At 54.9% G+C, this 20500-nt stretch carries 16 protein-coding genes and 1 riboswitch; of the genes, 10 read left to right on the forward strand and 6 right to left on the reverse strand.

Going from position 1 to position 20500, the window contains the following annotated elements; translation table 11 throughout:
- Positions 1 to 18: 18 nt before the first annotated feature.
- On the reverse strand, positions 19 to 267 hold the full coding sequence (gene yjbE / locus CUN67_RS01080) for an exopolysaccharide production protein YjbE (protein ID WP_084871778.1): 249 nt from the start codon (positions 265 to 267) through the stop codon (positions 19 to 21).
- A 638-nt stretch (positions 268 to 905) separates the two neighbouring features.
- On the reverse strand, positions 906 to 2552 hold the full coding sequence (gene pgi / locus CUN67_RS01085; RefSeq protein WP_208713643.1) for a glucose-6-phosphate isomerase: 1647 nt from the start codon (positions 2550 to 2552) through the stop codon (positions 906 to 908).
- Positions 2553 to 2971: 419 nt separating this feature from the next.
- A riboswitch (Lysine riboswitch) is annotated at positions 2972 to 3166 on the forward strand.
- A gap of 113 nt (positions 3167 to 3279) precedes the next feature.
- On the opposite strand from pgi, the gene lysC reads away from it, so the two are divergent.
- The 3 genes from lysC (at position 3280) to panS (ending at position 6697) form a co-directional block, all read left to right on the forward strand.
- A complete protein-coding gene (gene lysC / locus CUN67_RS01090) occupies positions 3280 to 4635 on the forward strand; it encodes a lysine-sensitive aspartokinase 3 (protein ID WP_208713644.1) in 1356 nt (451 codons plus the stop codon).
- A gap of 262 nt (positions 4636 to 4897) precedes the next feature.
- Complete coding sequence (gene aqpZ, locus CUN67_RS01095) at positions 4898 to 5590, forward strand: aquaporin Z (protein WP_208713645.1); 693 nt, start codon at positions 4898 to 4900, stop codon at positions 5588 to 5590.
- Between the two features lie 189 nt (positions 5591 to 5779).
- Positions 5780 to 6697 carry a ketopantoate/pantoate/pantothenate transporter PanS gene (gene panS, locus CUN67_RS01100; RefSeq protein WP_208713646.1) on the forward strand — a complete coding sequence of 306 codons (918 nt, stop codon included), beginning with the start codon at positions 5780 to 5782 and terminating at the stop codon, positions 6695 to 6697.
- A gap of 107 nt (positions 6698 to 6804) precedes the next feature.
- Here the strand turns inward: panS and CUN67_RS01105 are convergent, their stop codons facing one another.
- The gene (locus CUN67_RS01105) at positions 6805 to 7398 is read right to left on the reverse strand and encodes a YhgN family NAAT transporter (RefSeq protein WP_208713647.1); all 594 of its coding nucleotides are present in this window, start codon (positions 7396 to 7398) and stop codon (positions 6805 to 6807) included.
- 211 nt (positions 7399 to 7609) lie between these two features.
- Between CUN67_RS01105 and asd the strand changes: the two genes are divergently transcribed.
- Positions 7610 to 8719, forward strand: coding sequence for an aspartate-semialdehyde dehydrogenase (gene asd, locus CUN67_RS01110; RefSeq protein ID WP_208713648.1), 1110 nt, complete (start codon positions 7610 to 7612; stop codon positions 8717 to 8719).
- A gap of 68 nt (positions 8720 to 8787) precedes the next feature.
- Here the strand turns inward: asd and CUN67_RS01115 are convergent, their stop codons facing one another.
- Positions 8788 to 8964 (reverse strand): hypothetical protein, encoded by a 177-nt coding sequence (locus CUN67_RS01115; RefSeq protein ID WP_208713649.1) that lies wholly within the window; start codon positions 8962 to 8964, stop codon positions 8788 to 8790.
- 108 nt (positions 8965 to 9072) lie between these two features.
- Between CUN67_RS01115 and glgB the strand changes: the two genes are divergently transcribed.
- From glgB to glgP, 5 genes are all read left to right on the forward strand, one after another.
- The gene (gene glgB, locus CUN67_RS01120) at positions 9073 to 11256 is read left to right on the forward strand and encodes a 1,4-alpha-glucan branching enzyme (RefSeq protein WP_208713650.1); all 2184 of its coding nucleotides are present in this window, start codon (positions 9073 to 9075) and stop codon (positions 11254 to 11256) included.
- On the forward strand, positions 11256 to 13235 hold the full coding sequence (glgX, locus tag CUN67_RS01125; RefSeq protein WP_208713651.1) for a glycogen debranching protein GlgX: 1980 nt from the start codon (positions 11256 to 11258) through the stop codon (positions 13233 to 13235). Before glgB ends, glgX begins: the two co-directional genes overlap by 1 nt.
- Before the next feature lie 10 nt (positions 13236 to 13245).
- The gene (gene glgC, locus CUN67_RS01130) at positions 13246 to 14541 is read left to right on the forward strand and encodes a glucose-1-phosphate adenylyltransferase (protein ID WP_208713652.1); all 1296 of its coding nucleotides are present in this window, start codon (positions 13246 to 13248) and stop codon (positions 14539 to 14541) included.
- Between the two features lie 61 nt (positions 14542 to 14602).
- Positions 14603 to 16036 carry a glycogen synthase GlgA gene (gene glgA, locus CUN67_RS01135; RefSeq protein WP_208713653.1) on the forward strand — a complete coding sequence of 478 codons (1434 nt, stop codon included), beginning with the start codon at positions 14603 to 14605 and terminating at the stop codon, positions 16034 to 16036.
- Between the two features lie 21 nt (positions 16037 to 16057).
- Positions 16058 to 18505, forward strand: coding sequence for a glycogen phosphorylase (gene glgP / locus CUN67_RS01140; protein ID WP_208713654.1), 2448 nt, complete (start codon positions 16058 to 16060; stop codon positions 18503 to 18505).
- Positions 18506 to 18588: 83 nt separating this feature from the next.
- Here the strand turns inward: glgP and CUN67_RS01145 are convergent, their stop codons facing one another.
- Positions 18589 to 19146, reverse strand: a complete 558-nt coding sequence (locus CUN67_RS01145) for a DcrB family lipoprotein (RefSeq protein ID WP_208713655.1) — start codon at positions 19144 to 19146, stop codon at positions 18589 to 18591.
- Positions 19147 to 19263: 117 nt separating this feature from the next.
- Positions 19264 to 19929, reverse strand: a complete 666-nt coding sequence (locus tag CUN67_RS01150; protein ID WP_208717045.1) for a 7-cyano-7-deazaguanine/7-aminomethyl-7-deazaguanine transporter — start codon at positions 19927 to 19929, stop codon at positions 19264 to 19266.
- A gap of 318 nt (positions 19930 to 20247) precedes the next feature.
- Here CUN67_RS01150 and tusA point away from each other — a divergent pair, with 318 nt between their 5' ends.
- Entirely contained in the window at positions 20248 to 20499 is a 252-nt protein-coding gene (gene tusA, locus CUN67_RS01155; protein ID WP_208713656.1) for a sulfurtransferase TusA, read from the forward strand.
- Position 20500 lies beyond the last annotated feature (1 nt).

Below are 20500 nucleotides of genomic sequence, written 5' to 3' on the forward strand. Positions count from 1 at the left end.
ATGTTTAAAGGTGCTACATCAACGAGTGGTACTCGTTGTGGTCGTGGTTGTTGTACCGGTATTTGCACCGTCACCACCGCCAGAAGCGGCAATGCCGAGACCTACCAACGCACCGAGAGCCCCGATACCCACAGCGGTGGACGCACCTGCGGACATTGCTCCCGCCTGCGCGCCTGCTGCAGCACCGGTTTCTTCCGGTGCGGCAATCGCAGCGGAAGAAACGGCAACGTAAAGTAAGGCTGCACCGGCAACCATAAGTTTTTTCATAACAACGTTCCTGCATTTAAATGAATGAAGGATGTAGCCCGTCATGCTTCAGATTGCAGGTGTGTTGGCTGCACTCATTCACCCCAGTCACTTACCTGAGTAAGCTCCTGGGGATGAATTCGTTTGCCGCCTTCCTGCAATCCGAATCATTTAGGGCTGGCCCCTTTCGGAGCGCGTTCAGTATAGGGCAATAAATTACCAGAGTTCAGCGCGAGGGGAAGGGGACGAAAATCATGGATGCGTCTGGTGATAAATAGGGCAAATCAGCGATAGCTGCTTTTTTTAATTGGAGTTTTTATTTGAACTGGAATAACCGCGTGGTTGTAAGAATTCAGGCAGGATTTTTCACTTTTGCATTAAGAATTGGTACGGAATCAGAATATTCAGAATTCCCTTAACAGGCTTAAATAAAAAGAATCTATTAATCATGGTGATAGATAAAAAATTTGACTTAAATAGATCCATATTTTTTAGAGGTTAGCTTAATTTATGAACTTAATCTTCAGAATTTGCCTAGGTCAATTTAGGAATTATCTAACCGATGATAGCCGAAGAAATAACAATATCCGCAGATTTATTGCATAGTTGTCATAAAAAAAGGCAGCCATAAGGCCGCCTTATTACAAAATGGGTAAAAATTAACGCCAGGATTTATAGCGATTAATTAAACCATTGGTGGAACTGTCGTGGCTGGCAATTTTCGCGTCATTTTCCAGTTCTGGCAAAATACGGTTTGCCAGCTGTTTACCCAGCTCAACACCCCACTGATCAAAGGTGAAGATATTCAGGATGGCACCCTGGGTAAAGATTTTGTGTTCATATAACGCAATCAACGTACCAAGGCTGAACGGGGTGATTTCGCGCAGCAGGATGGAGTTGGTCGGACGGTTACCTTCGAACACTTTGAACGGCACGATGTGGGCCACAGAGGCGGCGGATTTGCCAGCATCGGTGAATTCTTTCTCAACCACATCTCGTGATTTACCAAAGGCGAGGGCTTCAGTCTGTGCGAAGAAGTTCGACAGCAGTTTCTGATGGTGATCCGCCAGCGCGTTATGGGTCTGTGCCGGTGCGATAAAATCACACGGGATCAGTTTGGTGCCCTGATGAATCAGCTGATAGAAGGCATGCTGCCCATTGGTGCCTGGCTCACCCCAGATAATTGGGCCGGTCTGGTAATCCACGGCGTTACCGTCGCGATCGACATATTTACCGTTGGATTCCATGTTGCCCTGCTGGAAATAGGCAGCAAAACGATGCATGTACTGATCGTAAGGCAGAATTGCTTCGGTCTCAGCACCAAAGAAGTTGTTGTACCAGATACCGATCAGCGCCAGCAGCACCGGCAGGTTCTGCTCGGCAGGCGTGGTGGCGAAGTGTTGGTCCATGGCGTGCGCGCCGCTCAGCAGCTGTTCGAAGTTCTCAAAGCCGATGGACAGAATGATCGACAGGCCGATCGCTGACCACAGGGAATAACGACCCCCGACCCAGTCCCAGAACTCGAACATGTTGGCGGTATCGATACCGAACTCGCCCACGGCTTTACCGTTGGTGGAGAGCGCAGCAAAGTGTTTCGCCACATGCTGCTGGTCACCTGCGGTTTTCAGGAACCAGTCACGCGCGCTATGGGCGTTGGTCATGGTTTCCTGGGTGGTGAAGGTTTTGGATGCCACGAGGAACAGCGTGGTTTCCGGGCTGAGGTCCTTCAGCGTTTCAGCAATATGCGTGCCATCCACGTTGGAGACAAAATGCATATTCAGGTGGTTTTTATAGGGACGCAGCGCTTCGGTCACCATGAACGGACCCAGGTCAGAGCCGCCGATGCCGATGTTAACCACATCGGTGATGGCTTTGCCGGTATAACCTTTCCACTCACCGCTGATGATACGCTCAGAGAAGCCTTTCATCTTCGCCAGCACCGCATTGACTTCCGGCATCACATCTTTGCCATCGACCACAATCGGCGTGTTGCTGCGGTTACGCAGGGCGACGTGCAGCACGGCACGATCTTCGGTGCGGTTGATTTTCTCACCGGAGAACATCGATTTGATGGCTCCCGCCAGATCGGTCTCTTTGGCCAGCGCCTGAAGTTTGTCGAGGGTTTCCTGGGTAATACGGTTTTTTGAGAAATCGACCAGCATCTGATCGTCGAAGGTGGCAGAGAATTTCGCAAAACGATCGGCATCCTGAGCGAACAGGTCGGCGATCTGCACCGATTTCATCTGGTCAAAATGCTGCTGCAGCGCTTTCCAGGCAGCGGTTTGTGTCGGATTGATATTTTTCATGGCAACACTCTTGTTGAAATAAAAAGAACTGTCATTCCATCCGGGCGCATCCAGCTGGCCCGGCTTGCTTAGCATTCTGGCGGCGGTTGAAGCGGCCGCAACGGGTTTCAGTATGACCACAGTTGCTACTGAAAGGAAAAAAATTGTGCCCCCCGTCAGCCGCTGACTGAGGGGAGCGGCGGCGGTTGCTGCGATTGTTCTTACGCATTTTCAGGAAAATCCGCCACAGATACCCTGTGCCGCATCAGCAAAAGGGCGGGTTGTGGGCAACCAGCCACTACTTTAGGCGTGAGTTTAGCCTGCTGTTTGTTCTGCGATGCTCACTGCGTGCAGCGAAAGTGAAAAATCCTCAAACATCAGGCGTTGACAGCGGAACAATTAACCGATATTTATGTGCGCGCTACTTACGCCCCAGGGCGTAAGCCAGAAGAGGCGCGTCGCCCAGGCAGTGTGTTGGAGGAACCGTATCCGGGGAAAACACATCAGGGGGTGCGACGCCGAGGTGGGGCAACACGCGGTGTGTTGTGCTGTCGGCTGCAGGGGCTGAATCCTCTGGGTTGTCACCAGAAGCGTCCACAGTCGGACGTTTCGCAAGGTGAAGCGCTTCTGGGTGACTCGTCTCATGATCTTGTCTGCCCATTTCTGCTCTTCTCTTGTGCCAAGGCTGATAGAATGTCTTCCGTCCCAATAAAGCGGGAGAAAGATAACCTGACACGAGGTTCGTTACATGTCTCAAACTCTGATCGTGGCGAAATTTGGCGGCACCAGCGTTGCCGATTTTGCTGCTATGAATCGTAGCGCCGATGTGGTGCTGTCCGATGCTAACACCCGCCTGGTGGTCCTTTCCGCCTCTGCCGGTGTCACCAATCTGCTGGTATCCCTTGCTGAAGGCCAGGAACAGGCGCAACGCGCGACCCTGCTGGATGAAATTCGCTGTATTCAATACGCCATCATCGATTGTCTGCAAGCGCCGGATGTGATCCGCGAAGAGATTGATCGCATGCTGGAAAACATCACCATGCTGTCCGAAGCGGCAGCACTGGCAACCTCGAATGCCCTCACCGATGAACTGGTCAGCCACGGCGAACTGATGTCGACGCTGCTGTTCGTGGAAATTCTGCGTGAGCGCAAGGTGAATGCCGAATGGTTTGATGTGCGTAAAGTGATGCGTACCAGTGACCGTTTTGGTCGTGCTGAGCCAGACGTCTCGGCACTGAAAGAACAATCTGCCGCACTGCTGCAACCGCGCACCGCGCAGGCGCTGGTGATCACGCAGGGCTTTATTGGCAGCGAAAGCAAAGGCCGCACCACTACGCTGGGTCGTGGCGGCAGCGACTATACTGCGGCACTGCTGGGTGAAGCTTTGCAGGCGGCACGTATTGATATCTGGACTGACGTGCCGGGCATCTACACCACCGACCCGCGTGTGGTACCTGCGGCGAAACGCATCGATGAAATCACTTTCGAAGAGGCGGCGGAAATGGCCACCTTTGGTGCCAAAGTGCTGCATCCGGCGACGCTGCTGCCTGCCGTGCGCAGTGATATCCCGGTGTTCGTCGGCTCCAGTAAGGATCCGGCCGCTGGGGGCACACGCGTCTGCAACGAGACGCAAAACCCGCCGCTGTTCCGCGCGCTGGCGCTGCGTCGTAAGCAAACCCTGCTGACGCTGCACAGCCTGAACATGCTGCATGCGCGTGGTTTCCTTGCGGAAGTGTTCGCCATTCTGGCGCGCCACAGTATCTCCGTTGATCTGATTACCACCTCCGAAGTGAGCGTGGCGTTGACGCTGGACACCACCGGTTCCACCTCAACCGGCGACAGCCTGCTGACTCAGGCGCTGCTGACCGAACTCTCCTCCCTGTGCCGCGTGGAAGTGGAAGAGAATCTGGCGCTGGTGGCGATTATCGGTAACAACCTGTCGAAAGCCTGTGGCGTTGGCAAAGAGGTGTTTGGTGTTCTGGAGCCGTTTAATCTGCGTATGATTTGCTACGGAGCCAGCAGCTATAACCTGTGCTTCCTGGTACCGGGTGGCGATGCGGAAGAAGTGGTGCGCACGCTGCATATGAATCTGTTTGGTTGTTAAAAAAAATTTTAAGCCCGATATCAAGCCGGACAGGGTCCGGCTTTTTTATTGGTAAATATGCCTAAACAGTTAATTAAGCAAAAAGTTACAGCATAATCCGCACCAGAATTTTCTTATCTCTGCTTATCACCCGCATCGCAACCCGTTGTTCTGCGCTGGAATTGTCTAAAAAGCCCACTACGCTCAGTTTGTGCGGTTGCGCTTCAGCTATCGCGAATGACAATTCTGCTGCTAAATCATCAATTTTATTGAGGGAATAGTTATGCAAAAGTTCATTGCAGAGTTCTTCGGTACTTTTGTTCTGGTGTTAGGTGGGTGTGGCAGTGCGGTGCTGGCCGCTGCGTTTCCGCAACTGGGAATTGGTTTTGCCGGTGTGGCACTGGCCTTCGGTTTGACCGTATTGGTCATGGCGTTTGCGGTCGGACATATTTCGGGCGGTCATTTTAACCCGGCTGTTACCGTTGGATTAATGATTGGCGGGCGTTTTCCTGCTACACGCGTAGTCCCTTATATCGTTTCACAACTCCTGGGAGCGATAGCCGCGGCGGCGGTCTTGTATCTGATCGCCAGTGGCAAAGCGGGTTTTGATGCTGCGGCCAGCGGTTTTGCTGCCAATGGTTATGGTGAACATTCGCCCGGCGGCTTTAGCCTGATGTCCGGTATGATCAGTGAAACGGTACTCAGCGCGGTATTTCTGATCGTTATCATGGGAGCCACAGACAAACGCGCTCCGGCAGGCTTTGCGCCGATTGCCATTGGCCTGGCGTTGACGTTGATTCATCTGGTCAGCATCCCGGTGACCAACACCTCGGTAAATCCGGCGCGTAGCACCGGCGTGGCACTGTTCCAGGGCGGTTGGGCGCTGTCGCAGTTGTGGATGTTCTGGCTGATGCCCATCATCGGTGCCGCAATTGGCGGTGCGATCTACCGCCTTTTACTGGAAAAAGCAGAGTAATTTTGGCTAATTTCTACGGATCGGTAGCAGCCGATCCGCATTTTCCCTGCATCTTCACATCCGGCCTTACGTCACGATAACGAAATGTTATGATCCCGCGTCCGTCGTGACAGCCGTTTCCTGCACGACGCTTTTTCTGTGGCAACACTCCGTAATGACATAATAAAACCTGCATAAGGAAGTTCGTCCATGCTTGGCAAAATTACCCGCCTGTTCCCGCTTTGGGCTGTGCTGCTCTCCGTCGCGGCCTACTATTCACCGTCTACCTTCCTTGGCATTGGCCCGTGGGTGACGTATCTGCTGATGCTGATTATGTTTGGCATGGGCGTGACGCTTAATATCGATGATTTCAAACGTGTGCTGGTGCGTCCGGCTCCGGTTATTGCCGGGACTTTCCTGCATTATCTGGTGATGCCACTGGCCGCCTGGGGTCTGGCAAAGTTATTCCAGATGCCGCCGGACCTGGCTGCGGGCATGATTCTGGTGGGCAGCGTCGCCAGTGGTACTGCTTCTAATGTGATGATTTACCTGGCGAAGGGCGATGTGGCCTTGTCGGTAACCATCTCCTCCGTCTCGGCGCTGGTGGGCGTCTTTGCCACACCGCTGCTGACGCGTTTCTATGTCGATACCCATATCCAGGTGGATGTGGTTGGCATGCTGCTTAGCATCGTCAAAATCGTGGTGATCCCGATTGGGCTGGGCCTGATTATCCATCACTCGATGAATAGCGTTGTGCGCCGTGTCGAACCTTATCTGCCGGCGTTCTCCATGCTTTGCATTCTGCTGATTATCAGCGCGGTGGTGGCGGGCAGCCAGGGCTTTATCGGCTCAGTGGGTCTGGTGGTGATTGCCGCGGTGATTATGCACAACGCTATTGGCCTGCTGGGGGGGTACTGGGGGGGCAAGCTGTTCGGCTTCGACGAATCCACCTGCCGTACCCTGGCGCTGGAAGTAGGGATGCAAAACTCCGGTCTGGCGGCGACGCTGGGCAAAATCTACTTCTCGCCGCTGGCCGCGCTGCCTGGCGCATTGTTCTCGGTGTGGCACAATCTGTCGGGTTCGCTGCTGGCCGGTTACTGGTCAGGCAAACCGATTAAGAAAAAATAAAGACCTGCACCCGTAGCGGCGCGATTTATCGCGCGTTTTTTCCTGGCAGCGGCACCGCTCCCTGTCAGAATTTGCGCGATAAATCGCGCCGCTACGGGTAAGTCGCGTTACAGTTTGAGATAGGCACGGATCCCATCCAGAAACATCTGCGTCGCCAGCATAATCAGAATCAACCCCATCAATCGTTCCAGCGCATTCACGCCTTTATCGCCCAGCAGGCGCAGAAACAATCCGGACAGCAGCAAAATCACCACCGTGACGCCCCAGGCAATCATCAGCGCCCCGACCAGATGCAGCATTTGGTTAGGATATTGATGCGATAGCAGCATCAGCGTCGCCAGCAGCGACGGCCCGGCAACCAGCGGAATTGCCAGCGGCACCAGAAACGGCTCCTCTCCGGCGGGCAAACCGGTACTGCTGTTCTCGGCAGAGGGGAAAATCATGCGAATGGCGATCAGAAACAAAATGATGCCGCCGGAAATCGAGACCGTTTCCGTGCGCAGATTGAGAAATAGCAAAATGCGCTCACCGGCGAATAAAAACAGCAGCATCAGAGCCAGCGCAATCAGCATCTCGCGAATCAGCACCACCCGCCGCCGTTTGGGTTCCAGGTGCTTCAGAACCGACATAAATATCGGCAGGTTACCCAGCGGGTCCATAATCAGCAGCAATAATATGGTGGCGGAAATCATTTCAGTCATCGGTGTTTACCCATCCCTTTAGGGTGTTATTAGTTGCGCTGCTGAAAAAGTTAGCGCAATCGAATTAATTCACTTGCCAGAAATGCAGCATTTTGTAGAGTTGGGGGTCATAGGTAAACCTGATTATTACGCAGACCAGCAGGTTAATCCGGCTGGTTTTTTCCCTCGCACCAGACAGGGCCTCTGAAGAAGCGCCTGAGACGGACAGAAAATGAAGAATGTAGGTTTTATTGGTTGGCGTGGTATGGTCGGCTCCGTGCTGATGTCCCGCATGAGCGAAGAACGTGATTTTGATGTGATCAATCCGGTCTTCTTCTCCACTTCGCAACTTGGCCAGGCGGCACCGACCTTCGGTAGTAAGTCGACCGGTGCGTTGCAGGATGCTTTTGATATTGATGCGCTGAAGGCGCTCGATATTATTATCACCTGCCAGGGTGGCGATTATACCAGTGAAGTCTATCCGAAGCTGCGTGCCAGCGGCTGGCAGGGTTACTGGATTGACGCCGCTTCTACGCTGCGCATGAAAGATGACGCCATCATTATTCTCGATCCGGTCAACCATCAGGTGATTCGCCAGGGCCTCGACAGCGGTATCAAAACCTTTGTTGGCGGTAACTGCACCGTAAGCCTGATGCTGATGTCTCTCGGCGGCCTGTTCGCTAATGACCTGGTGGAGTGGGCTTCAGTGGCGACTTACCAGGCGGCTTCTGGCGGCGGTGCGCGTCATATGCGTGAACTGCTGACTCAGATGGGCATGCTGCACGATCACGTGGCGAAATCATTGCAGAACCCGGCCTCAGCTATCCTCGAAATCGAGCGTAGCGTGACCGATTTCACCCGTTCCGGCACCCTGCCGACCGATAATTTCGGCGTACCGCTGGCGGGCAGCCTGATCCCGTGGATCGACAAACAGCTGGAAAACGGCCAGAGCCGCGAAGAGTGGAAAGGCCAGGCTGAGACCAACAAAATCCTCGGCAGCCAGAAAGTGATCCCGGTGGATGGCCTGTGCGTGCGCGTGGGTGCACTGCGCTGCCACAGCCAGGCATTTACCCTGAAACTGAAAAAAGATGTGCCGCTGGCTGAAATTGAACAGCTGCTGGCTGCGCACAATGAATGGGTGAAAGTGGTGCCGAACGATCGTGACATCACCATGCGTGAACTGACCCCGGCGGCAGTCACCGGCACCCTGGCAACTCCGGTAGGTCGTCTGCGTAAACTGAATATGGGGCCGGAATACCTCTCGGCTTTCACCGTCGGTGACCAGCTGTTGTGGGGCGCGGCGGAACCGCTGCGCCGTATGTTGCGTCTGCTGGTGGACTAAGCGTAACGCGATACATGTCGGCCGGGGTTTCCCGGCCTTTTTTTGCATTTCAGGCTGCAACACTTAACCTAAATTACGCCTGACAAGTGATCGGCTTCCCCTTTTTGCTCACCCGAAAATAATTTTTTGCGATCCCCCCTGGCTTCTGCCAGCCCCAAGCTATGATTTAACAATGATGTGCCGGTAGTTGGTTGTTTTGCTTTCCGTACTGAATGGTTGTTGTACATAGCAAAGATTTTTTCCACGGACGGTCACCTTCCTTGCTCTGTACTCATGGCTCAATGATGAGCAGCGCATCTGATAAGGCTTAACGTCTGACGCAGTTCGCCTGCCAAATGTCACAGGAAGAAATCATGTCAGAGCTTCCCGATCGCCAGGCGATCAATGCCCTGTTTGCGGGCAATTATTCCGATCCGTTTTCTCTGCTGGGGATGCACCAGACCGCAGAAGGTCTGGAGGTGCGGGCTTTACTGCCTGATGCGTCAGAGGTGTGGGTGATTGAAACCAACACCGGACGTAAATGCGCCCAGCTTGAATGTCTCGACTCACGTGGTTTCTTTTGTGGTGTGATCCCGCGCCGTAAAAATCTGTTTCGCTATCAGCTGGCGGTGAACTGGCATGGTCAGCAGAATCTGATCGATGATGCCTATCGCTTTGGTCCGCTGCTGGAAGAGATGGATGCCTGGCTACTGGCGGAAGGCACCCATCTACGTCCTTACGAAACCCTCGGTGCGCATGGCACCACCATTGATGACGTCAGCGGTACGCGTTTTTCCGTCTGGGCACCGAATGCCCGGCGCGTCTCGGTGGTCGGTGAATTTAACTTCTGGGATGGCCGTCGCCATCCGATGCGTTTCCGGCGCGAACTGGGCATCTGGGAGCTGTTTGTACCGGGGGCGTTTAACGGCCAGCTGTATAAATTCGAGATCATCGATGCGTATGGCCAGATGCGTATCAAAGCCGATCCCTTTGCCTTTGAGGCGCAGATGCGCCCGCAGACGGCATCGATGATCTGTGGTCTGCCGCCGAAAACCGAGATGACGCCGGAGCGTAAAGCGGCGAATGGTTTCGACGCGCCGATTTCGATTTATGAAGTTCACCTCGGTTCCTGGCGGCGACACACCGAGAATAACTTCTGGCTAAGTTACAAAGAGTTGTCGGAACAGCTGATTCCTTATGTCAAAGAGATGGGGTTTACCCATATTGAATTGCTACCGATTAATGAACATCCGTTTGATGGCAGCTGGGGGTATCAGCCACTCGGCATGTATGCGCCCACCCGCCGTTTCGGCACGCGTGACGAGTTCCGCCAGTTTATTGCCAGCGCCCATGCGGCAGGCATCAACGTGCTGCTGGACTGGGTGCCAGGTCACTTCCCCAGCGATGACTTCGGTCTGGCGAAGTTTGATGGCACTGAACTTTACGAGCATAGCGACCCGCGTGAAGGCTACCATCAGGACTGGAACACCCTGATCTACAACTTTGGCCGCCGTGAAGTCAGCAATTTCCTGTCCGGGAATGCGCTGTACTGGCTGGAACGCTTTGGCATTGACGGGCTGCGGGTTGATGCGGTGGCGTCGATGATCTATCGCGATTACAGCCGCGCTGAAGGTGAGTGGATCCCCAATCAATACGGTGGCCGCGATAACCTTGAGGCCATCTCCTTCCTGCGTTACACCAACCGTATCCTCGGGCGCGCGGCACCCGGCAGTATCACGGTGGCGGAAGAGTCCACCGACTACCCTGGTGTATCAAGGCCGCCGGAAGCAGGGGGCCTTGGCTTCTGGTTCAAGTGGAATCTGGGCTGGATGCACGACACGCTGGATTACATGAAGCATGACCCGGTCCACCGACGTTACCATCACAACCTGATGACCTTCGGCATGCTGTACAACTACACCGAAAACTTCGTGCTGCCGCTGTCCCATGATGAAGTGGTGCATGGCAAACGTTCCATTCTGGATCGGATGCCGGGCGATCCCTGGCAGAAGTTCGCCAACCTGCGTGCTTATTACGGCTGGATGTGGGCGTTCCCCGGTAAGAAGCTGTTGTTTATGGGCGGTGAATTTGCCCAGGGCAAAGAGTGGAACCATGACACCAGCCTTGACTGGCATCTGCTGGAAGGGGCGGATAACTGGCACCACGGCGTGCAGCGCCTGGTACGCGATCTCAACCATACCTATCGCCACTACACGCCGCTGCATCAGCTCGATTTTGATGCGCAGGGCTTTGAATGGCTGGTGGTGGACGATCATGAGAACTCGGTTTTTGCCTTTGCGCGGCGCGATCGTGAGGGTAATGAAGTTATCGTGGTCAGTAACTTCACTCCGGTGGCTCGCCACCACTATCGCTTTGGTGTGAATCAGGCTGGTAGCTGGCGTGAAGTGCTGAATACCGATCAGCATGACTACCACGGCAGCGACCTGCGTAATCCTCTGGTGCATACCGACGACATTCAGAGTCACGGACGCACGCAGTCTCTGAGTTTATCCCTGCCGCCGCTGGCGACGGTCTGGCTGGTGCGGGAGGGAGAATAATGCTGGAAAGCGGGCAGCCCTCACCGCTGGGCGCAAATTATGATGGTCATGGCGTCAACTTCACGCTGTTTTCCCGCCATGCGGAAAAAGTGGAGCTGTGCCTGTTCGACCATCATGGTGTTGAACGACGCTTCCCACTGCCGCAGCGCAGCGGCGATATCTGGCATGGCTATTTTCCCGGGCTAAAACCGGGACAGCGTTACGGCTATCGCGTGCACGGTCCCTGGACGCCCGCACAGGGGCATCGTTTTAACCCGGCGAAGCTACTGGTGGATCCCTGTGCCAGAGCGGTGGTCGGTGATGTGCCGGACGACCCGCGCTTTTTCAACGGCAGTACCACGCCGGACAAGCAGGATAATGCCGCCATCGCGCCAAAATCGCTGGTGATCGCCGAGGATTTTGACTGGGATGATGACCGGCCGTTGCGGACCCCGTGGGGTAAGACGGTGATTTACGAGGCGCATGTCCGCGGGTTAACCCGGCAACATCCGGAAATTCCGGAAAGATTGCGCGGGACTTATGCGGCACTGGGGCATCCTGTTATGGTTAAGCACCTGCGCCATCTCGGTATCACGGCGCTGGAACTGTTGCCGATTGCCCACTTTGCCAGTGAACCGCGCCTGCTGCGGCTGGGGCTGAGTAATTACTGGGGCTATAACCCGGTGGCGCTGTGGGCGGTCGATCCGCGCTATGCCTCGGGTGAAGATGGCCTGACGCCGTTGCAGGAGTTTCAGCAGGCAGTCAAACGGCTGCATGCGGCGGGTATCGAGGTGATTCTCGACGTGGTGTTCAACCACACTGCTGAGCTGGATGAAATCGGCCCGGTGGTGTCGATGCGTGGCATCGACAATGCCAGTTATTACTGGCTTAACGGGCAGGGCGAGTACCAGAACTGGACCGGCTGTGGCAACACGCTCAACCTCAGCGATGTTCAGGTGATGGAATGGGTGCTGGAAGGGCTGCGCCATTGGGTGCGTGACTGCCACATTGACGGCTTTCGTTTTGATTTGGCCTCGGTGCTGGGACGCACACCGGAATTCCGCCAGGATGCGCCGTTGTTTGCGGCCATCAAAGCCTGTCCGATTTTGTCTAAAGTTAAACTGATTGCCGAGCCCTGGGATGTCGGTCCCGGCGGTTATCAGGTTGGCAACTATCCGCCAGCGTTTGCCGAGTGGAACGATCATTTTCGTGATACGGCACGGCGCTACTGGCTGCTCGGTGAGCTGAACAACGGTGATTTTGCCCGGCGTTTTGCCGCCTCCAGCGACGTTTTCCAGCATGCGGCACGTCTGCCGCATGCCAGTATCAATCTGATCACTGCCCACGACGGCTTTACGCTGCGTGATGCGGTGAGTTTCAACCATAAACACAATCAGGCTAACGGCGAAGACAATCGCGACGGCAACAACAGCAACTTCAGCAATAACCACGGTCATGAAGGGCTGCATGTCAGTTTCGATATTGTCGAGCGGCGGCGGCTCAGCGTGCATGCGCTACTGACAACGCTGTTGCTGGCGCAGGGGACGCCAATGCTGCTGGCCGGTGACGAACGTGGTCACAGCCAGCATGGCAACAACAATGCATATTGTCAGGACAACCCGCTGGCCTGGCTGGACTGGCAACAGGATGATTCAGGACTGATCGACTTCACTGCCGCGTTAATCCATCTGCGTCAGCGCATTCCCGCGCTGACCGCGGATCGCTGGTGGCAGGAAGGCGATGGCAACGTGCAGTGGTTCAATGCCAGCGGCAAGCCACTGGAGGATCAAGAGTGGGGACAGGGGGCGCATAGAATGCAGATCCTGCTCTCCAGCCGCTGGTTAATAACAATTAACGCCACGGATACGGTGAGTGACCTCGCCTTACCAGACGGAGAGTGGCGCGCCATTCCTCCATTCGCCGGGGAAGATAACCCCATTTTGACAACTGTCTGGCACGGGCCCGCACACGGTGTGTGTGTGTTCCAAAAGCAATCATAAGGAGTCAGACATGGTGAATTTAGATAGAACAGATCATCTGATGCTGGCACGCCAGCTCCCTACACAGACGGTGGCCCTGATCCTTGCCGGGGGCCGTGGTACTCGCCTGAAGGACCTGACAGCCAAACGCGCCAAACCTGCGGTGCACTTTGGCGGGAAGTTCCGCATCATCGACTTTGCGCTTTCCAATTGCCTTAATTCTGGCATCCGGCGCATTGGCGTGATTACGCAATATCAGTCACATACGCTGGTGCAGCATATCCAGCGTGGCTGGTCGATTTTCAACGAAGAGATGAATGAGTTTGTCGATCTGCTGCCCGCGCAACAGCGTTTATCCACTGAACACTGGTATCGCGGCACGGCGGATGCGGTCACGCAAAACCTCGACATTATTCGCCGCTATGACGCGCAGTACATCGTGATCCTCGCCGGGGATCATATCTACAAAATGGATTACTCACGCATGCTGCTGGATCATGTGGATCGGGGTGCGAAATGCACCATCGCCTGCATGCCCGTGCCGCTGGAGGAAGCCACGGCTTTTGGCGTGATGGCGGTCGATGCCGAGAACAACGTCGTCGATTTTGTGGAAAAACCCCCCGTTCCCCCGTCAATGCCCGGCGATGACAGCAAGGCACTGGCCAGCATGGGGATTTATGTGTTTGACGCGGATTATCTCTACCAGCTGCTGGAAGAAGACGCGCAGATACCTGAGTCCAATCACGATTTCGGTAAAGATTTGCTGCCGAAAATTGTGGCCAGGGGCGAGGGTTACGCGCACTCCTTCACGTTGTCCTGCGTGCAGAGTGACGAATCTGCCGAACCCTACTGGCGCGATGTCGGGACACTCGAAGCCTACTGGCGTGCCAATCTGGATTTAGCCTCCGTCACACCGGAACTGGACATGTATGACCATACCTGGCCAATCCGCACCCACATGGAGCCGTTACCCCCGGCGAAGTTTGTTCAGGACCGCTCGGGCAGTCACGGTATGACGATGAACTCGCTGGTCTCCGGAGGTTGCATCATCTCCGGTTCCGTGGTGGTGAATTCGGTGCTGTTCCCGCGCGTTCGCGTCAATTCGTTTTGCAATATCGATTCTTCGGTTCTGCTGCCGGATGTGGTGGTTGGCCGATCCTGCCGTCTGCGCCGCTGCGTGATTGATCGCGCCTGCGTGTTGCCGGAAGGCATTGTGATTGGCGAAAACCCGGACGAAGACAGCCGCCGATTTTACCGTTCAGAAGAGGGCATCGTTCTGGTGACGCGCGCTATGTTGGCCAGGTTGGCGGGTGCCGTCGGCAGATAACGAAAAAGCACACAGACAATCGACGCGTGGAGCGCGAGCGATAACACAAAAGGGGTCCAGGATGCAGGTTTTACATGTCTGTTCAGAACTTTTCCCGCTTTTGAAGACTGGCGGGTTGGCTGATGTTGTCGGCGCATTACCGCAGGCACAGATTGCCGGTGGTACGGATACGCGGGTACTGCTTCCCGCGTATCCTGACCTGCGTAAAGGGATTCCGGATACGGAAATTGTGGCGGAACTGCCTACCTTTGCCGGGTTTGTTCGTTTACTTTTTGGACATTTCAACGGTGTTGGCATTTATTTAATTGATGCGCCGGGATTGTATGAACGTCCCGGAAGTCCGTACCACGACGAATCACAGTTTGCCTATGTCGATAACTATCTGCGTTTTGCGCTGCTCGGCTGGATGGGCTGTGAACTGGCCTGTGGCCTGGATACCTTCTGGCGACCCGATATCGTGCATGCGCATGACTGGCATGCTGGCTTAACCTGCGCCTATCTGGAAGCGCGCGGCCGTCCGGCGAAGTCAGTATTTACCGTGCATAACCTGGCTTATCAGGGTCTGTTCTCGGCAAATCATCTGGAACAGATCCAGCTGCCACGCGCATTTTTCACTATGCACGGGCTGGAGTTTTACGGTCAGATTTCTTACCTCAAGGCCGGACTGTTTTATGCCGATCATATTACTGCCGTTAGCCCGACTTATGCTCTGGAGATCACCCGGCCGGAGTTTGGCTACGGCATGGAAGCGTTGCTGGCACAGCGCCTGCGTGAAGGGCGATTAAGCGGCGTGCTTAACGGCGTCGATCCGGCGATTTGGGACCCGGCACATGACCTGTTGCTGACCGCGCGTTATAACCGCGACACGCTGGAGAGCAAAGCCGAAAACAAACGTCAGCTACAAATTGCCATGGGGCTGAAGGTGGATGACAAAGTGCCGGTATTTTGCGTCATCAGTCGCTTAACCCGGCAAAAAGGCCTGGATCTGGTGCTGGAAGCATTGCCCGGTTTACTGGCGCAGGGCGGCCAGCTGGTGTTGCTCGGTCAGGGTGATGCGGAGTTGCAGCAGGGGTTTCTGGCGGCAGCGGCGGAGCATCCCGGCAGTGTCGGCGTACAGATTGGCTACCATGAAGCTTTCTCGCATCGCATCGTCGGCGGGGCGGATGTGATTCTGGTGCCAAGCCGGTTCGAACCGTGCGGTCTGACACAACTTTATGGTTTGAAATACGGCACGCTGCCCCTGGTACGACGCACTGGCGGGCTGGCAGATACGGTGAATGACAGTTCGCTGGAAAACCTGGCCGATGGCATCGCCAGTGGTTTCAGCTTCGAAGACAGTAATGCCTGGTCGCTGTTACGGGCGATCCGGCGCGCATTTGTACTGTGGTCCCGTCCTTCCCTGTGGCGCTTTGTTCAGCGTCAGGCGATGGGGATGGATTTTAGTTGGCAGGTGGCAGCACAAGCCTACCGCGATCTTTATCAACGTTTGCTGTAATGAGAGATTGGGATACTTGATATGAACGCACCTTTCACCTATGCCTCACCCACCCTGACGGTTGATGCACTGAAGCACTCGATAGCCTATAAGCTGATGTTCACCATCGGTAAAGACCCTTCTATCGCCAATAAACATGAATGGCTGAACGCCGCGCTGCTGGCGGTACGCGATCGGATGGTGGAACGCTGGTTGCGTTCCAGCCGCGCGCAGCTGTCGCAGGATGTTCGCCAGGTTTATTACCTGTCGATGGAGTTCCTGATGGGACGCACGCTGGGCAACGCATTGCTGGCGATGGGAATTTATGACGATCTCAACCAGGCGCTGGATGAGATGGGACTGGATCTCAGCGAACTGATGGAAGAAGAGAACGACCCTGGCCTGGGTAACGGCGGCCTCGGGCGTCTGGCGGCCTGCTTCCTCGACTCGCTCGCCACGCTTGGCCTGCCGGGACGGGGTTACGGCATCCGTTACGATTACGGTATGTTTAAGCAGAATATTGTTGACGGGCAGCAGCGTGAATCGCCGGATTACTGGCTGGAATACGGTAACCCGTGGGAATTTCAGCGCTTTAATACCCGCTACAAAGTGCGTTTCGGCGGCCGCCTGCAACACGAAGGCAGCCGGATACGCTGGATCGAAACCGAAGAGATCCTGGCGATTGCCTACGATCAGATCGTTCCCGGTTACGACACCGACGCCACCAACACGCTGCGGCTCTGGGGCGCGCAGGCGAGTAATGAGATCAACCTTGGTAAATTTAACCAGGGGGATTACTTCGCGGCGGTGGAGGATAAAAACCACTCAGAGAACGTGTCGCGGGTACTGTATCCCGATGACTCGACCTACTCTGGCCGGGAACTGCGTTTGCGCCAGGAGTATTTCCTCGTCTCCGCGACGGTGCAGGATATCCTTAATCGTCACTGGCAAATGCACCAGACCTGGGACAATCTGGCGGATAAAATCGCGATTCATCTCAATGACACCCACCCGGTGCTGGCGATTCCCGAACTGATGCGGCTGTTGATCGACGAACAGAAATTTACCTGGGATGATGCGTTTGAAGTGACCTGCCAGGTGTTCTCCTACACCAACCACACGCTGATGACGGAAGCGCTGGAAACCTGGCCGGTGGATATGATCGGCAAGATCCTGCCACGCCACCTCAGCATCATCTTTGAAATCAATGACTACTTCCTGAAAACCATTCAGGAGTATTACCCGGATGACTGGGATCTGATGGCGCGTATCTCGATCATTGATGAGAACAATGGTCGTAAGATACGTATGGCATGGCTGGCGGTGGTGGTGAGCCACAAGGTCAACGGGGTTTCTGAGCTGCATTCCAATCTGATGGTGCAGTCGCTGTTTGCCGATTTTGCCCGCCTGTTCCCAGGCCGGTTCTGTAACAAAACCAATGGCGTCACGCCGCGTCGCTGGCTGGCGCTGGCCAACCCGGCGCTTTCTGAGGTGCTGGATGAGGCGATTGGCCGTACCTGGCGCACCGATCTCAGCCAGCTCAGCGATCTCACGCCCCAGATTGATTTCCCGGCGTTTATCGAACAGATCGCCGATGCCAAATTTGCCAACAAAAAACGTCTTGCCGATTGGGTGGCAAAAAACCTCGATATCGTGCTGGACCCGCACGCGCTGTTTGATGTGCAAATCAAGCGTATCCATGAATACAAACGTCAGCTACTGAATGTGTTGCACGTCATCACCCGCTATAACCGCATCAAGGCCGATCCCACGGCGGAATGGGTACCACGCGTCAATATCTTCGCCGGAAAAGCCGCTTCGGCCTATTACATGGCGAAGCACATCATCCATCTGATCAACGATGTGGCGAAGGTGATCAACAACGATGCTGATGTGAAGAACAAGCTGAAAGTGGTGTTTATTCCGAACTATGGCGTCAGCCTGGCGCAGATCATTATCCCGGCGGCGGATCTCTCCGAGCAGATCTCCACGGCGGGCACGGAAGCTTCCGGCACCAGTAACATGAAATTCGCGCTAAACGGGGCGTTAACCATCGGTACGCTGGACGGCGCTAACGTCGAGATGCAGGAACATGTGGGTGAGGAGAATATCTTTATCTTCGGCAACACCACGCCGCAGGTGGAGAAATTACGCCGTGATGGTTATAACCCGCGTAAATATTACGAAGAGGATGCCGAGCTGCATCAGGCGCTGACGCAAATCGCCAGCGGCCTGTTCAGCCCGCAGGAGCCGGGCCGCTACCGCAATTTGTTTGATGCGCTGGTTAACTTCGGCGATCACTACCAGTTGCTGGCGGATTATCGCAGCTATGTCGATACCCAGGACAAGGTGGATAAGCTTTATCGTCACCCAGACGAGTGGCAACGGCGTGCGGCGCTGAATATCGCCAATATGGGGTATTTCTCGGCGGACCGAACCATTCAGGAGTATGCCGATGAGATCTGGCATATTTCGGCGGTGAGGTTGTAGCACTGGGCCAGGTGCGAATGAATTCGCACCCTACAGCAGAACGTAGGGTCGGCATTTATGCCGACCTGGCAAATAACGGTGGATTATTTCAGCGTGATGCTTTTCACGATGCTGTCTGCATCGCTTTGCGCCTGCTGCTGGTTATCCGCAGGCAGGGTGATTTGGATGGTCAGCAATTTGTCATCCACTTTCGCCATAATCACCGACGACCAGGAGGTCTGGTGATTAGCAGAAATCACCGTATCCAGCTGCTGAGCTGGCTGTCCGCTCAGCGTCACGGCTTTATCAGACACCACCTGCAACTGCGGGTCGCGGCTGCGCTGTTGCTGCTCCAGACGCTGTGACAGCGTATCCAGTGCTTCGGTGGTCGGGTCACCGGCAATCACGATAATGGCGCGAGCGCCGGTCTGATCGGCATATACGTGCATATTGGCTGATTCTGAGCCGAGTTTACCGCTCTTATCAGACATGCCCGCTGGCAGGGCAAAGCTCAGTTTGCCATCCAGCAGATTAACCGTTTGGCTTGACTGGCTGGCGCTGGCGCCATTGTCAGCCGCTGCTGCGTCATCTTTCTTCTGGTCACAGGCCGCGAGGCCAAGCACCAGCAGGCCAATGCCCGCATATTTCACTAAGTTACGCATTCCTATCCCTTTCACAAGATTCCAGTCGGATGTTATCAAATCGAAATCGGCGGCTAAAAGCAACCGCCGGTTTGTCAGGAAATCTTAGCGGGCAGCAGAGGATCGTACTACGTGCAATTAACCGAAATTGAGCTGACGCTGGGCCGAACGTTCCGCCAGACGCTTTAACGCCGCGTTAAGCAGCACGCCATAGGCCGGCAGGAAGAAAATCATGCAGATCAGCACTTTGAAGCTGTAATCCACTAGTGCGATTTCCACCCAGTGCTGGGCCATAAACGGGTCCGGACTTTTGTAAAAAGCGATAAAGAAAAAGGCCAGCGTATCGCTGATATTACCCAGGAACATCGCTGCGGCTGGCGCAATCCACCATTGTGGCAGACGGCGCAGGCGGTTAAAGACGTGCACATCCAGAATCTGCCCCAGCGCGTAGGCCATAAAGCTGGCGCTGGCGATGCGCGCCACGAACAGGTTCACCTGCTCCAGCGCTGCCCACCCCTGCCACTCGCCCTGATAAAACACGCAGGAGACGACATAAGAGATCACCAGCGCCGGGACCATTACCGCCAGGATAATACGACGAGCCAGCGGCGCGCCGAAAATGCGCACGGTAAGATCGGTGGCGAGGAAAATAAACGGGAAGCTGAAGGCACCCCAGGTGGTGTTGAAACCAAAAATAGCCACCGGCAACTGCACCAGGTAGTTACTGGAGGTAATTACCAGCAGATGAAATAGCGACAGCCAGAACAGCGCAAACATGCGCTGACGCGGAGAAAAAGCGATCATCATATTGAGCCTTTTTAGTGCTGGGGTGAGGGAACCCATTTCCATACCCGTCATACTTCAAGTTGCCGCTGCGTTGGCTTCACTTGCTCACCCCAGTCACTTACTTATGTAAGCTCCTGGGGATTCTCAAGTTTGCCGCCTTGCTGCAACTCGAATTATTTAGGGTATGACGTTTAATATGGTTAATAAAAAACCGGCCGCATCTTATCGCGTTGTGCGATTTATGCAATGGTTAATATTAACGCAACCGTTATCGTCTTGCGCTGGTCATCGGGCGCGCTAGAATGAGCGGCCTTACTTGTTTGCAGACAGAGAATCATGAGCGATCTTTTTCCCGCGCCGGACCACACACTCGATGCCCTTGGCCTGCGTTGCCCGGAGCCGGTGATGATGGTGCGCAAAACCGTGCGTCAGATGCAGGCCGGTGAAACCCTGCTGATTATTGCCGACGATCCGGCCACGACGCGTGATATTCCCGGCTTTTGCCGTTTTATGGAACATACCCTGCTGGCGCAGCAAACGGAAACGTTGCCGTATCAGTACCTGATCCAGAAAGGAACGGATGCCTGAT

The organism is Pantoea cypripedii (assembly GCF_011395035.1).
GTDB lineage: Bacteria > Pseudomonadota > Gammaproteobacteria > Enterobacterales > Enterobacteriaceae > Pantoea > Pantoea cypripedii_A.

Bases quoted from the DNA above. Each gene is read 5' to 3' on its own strand.
- yjbE (WP_084871778.1), bottom strand. From the start codon at position 267: ATGAAAAAACTTATGGTTGCCGGTGCAGCCTTACTTTACGTTGCCGTT.
- pgi (WP_208713643.1), bottom strand. From the start codon at position 2,552: ATGAAAAATATCAATCCGACACAAACCGCTGCCTGGAAAGCGCTGCAG.
- lysC (WP_208713644.1), top strand. From the start codon at position 3,280: ATGTCTCAAACTCTGATCGTGGCGAAATTTGGCGGCACCAGCGTTGCC.
- aqpZ (WP_208713645.1), top strand. From the start codon at position 4,898: ATGCAAAAGTTCATTGCAGAGTTCTTCGGTACTTTTGTTCTGGTGTTA.
- panS (WP_208713646.1), top strand. From the start codon at position 5,780: ATGCTTGGCAAAATTACCCGCCTGTTCCCGCTTTGGGCTGTGCTGCTC.
- CUN67_RS01105 (WP_208713647.1), bottom strand. From the start codon at position 7,398: ATGACTGAAATGATTTCCGCCACCATATTATTGCTGCTGATTATGGAC.
- asd (WP_208713648.1), top strand. From the start codon at position 7,610: ATGAAGAATGTAGGTTTTATTGGTTGGCGTGGTATGGTCGGCTCCGTG.
- glgB (WP_208713650.1), top strand. From the start codon at position 9,073: ATGTCAGAGCTTCCCGATCGCCAGGCGATCAATGCCCTGTTTGCGGGC.
- glgX (WP_208713651.1), top strand. From the start codon at position 11,256: ATGCTGGAAAGCGGGCAGCCCTCACCGCTGGGCGCAAATTATGATGGT.
- glgC (WP_208713652.1), top strand. From the start codon at position 13,246: ATGGTGAATTTAGATAGAACAGATCATCTGATGCTGGCACGCCAGCTC.
- glgA (WP_208713653.1), top strand. From the start codon at position 14,603: ATGCAGGTTTTACATGTCTGTTCAGAACTTTTCCCGCTTTTGAAGACT.
- glgP (WP_208713654.1), top strand. From the start codon at position 16,058: ATGAACGCACCTTTCACCTATGCCTCACCCACCCTGACGGTTGATGCA.
- CUN67_RS01145 (WP_208713655.1), bottom strand. From the start codon at position 19,146: ATGCGTAACTTAGTGAAATATGCGGGCATTGGCCTGCTGGTGCTTGGC.
- CUN67_RS01150 (WP_208717045.1), bottom strand. From the start codon at position 19,929: ATGATCGCTTTTTCTCCGCGTCAGCGCATGTTTGCGCTGTTCTGGCTG.
- tusA (WP_208713656.1), top strand. From the start codon at position 20,248: ATGAGCGATCTTTTTCCCGCGCCGGACCACACACTCGATGCCCTTGGC.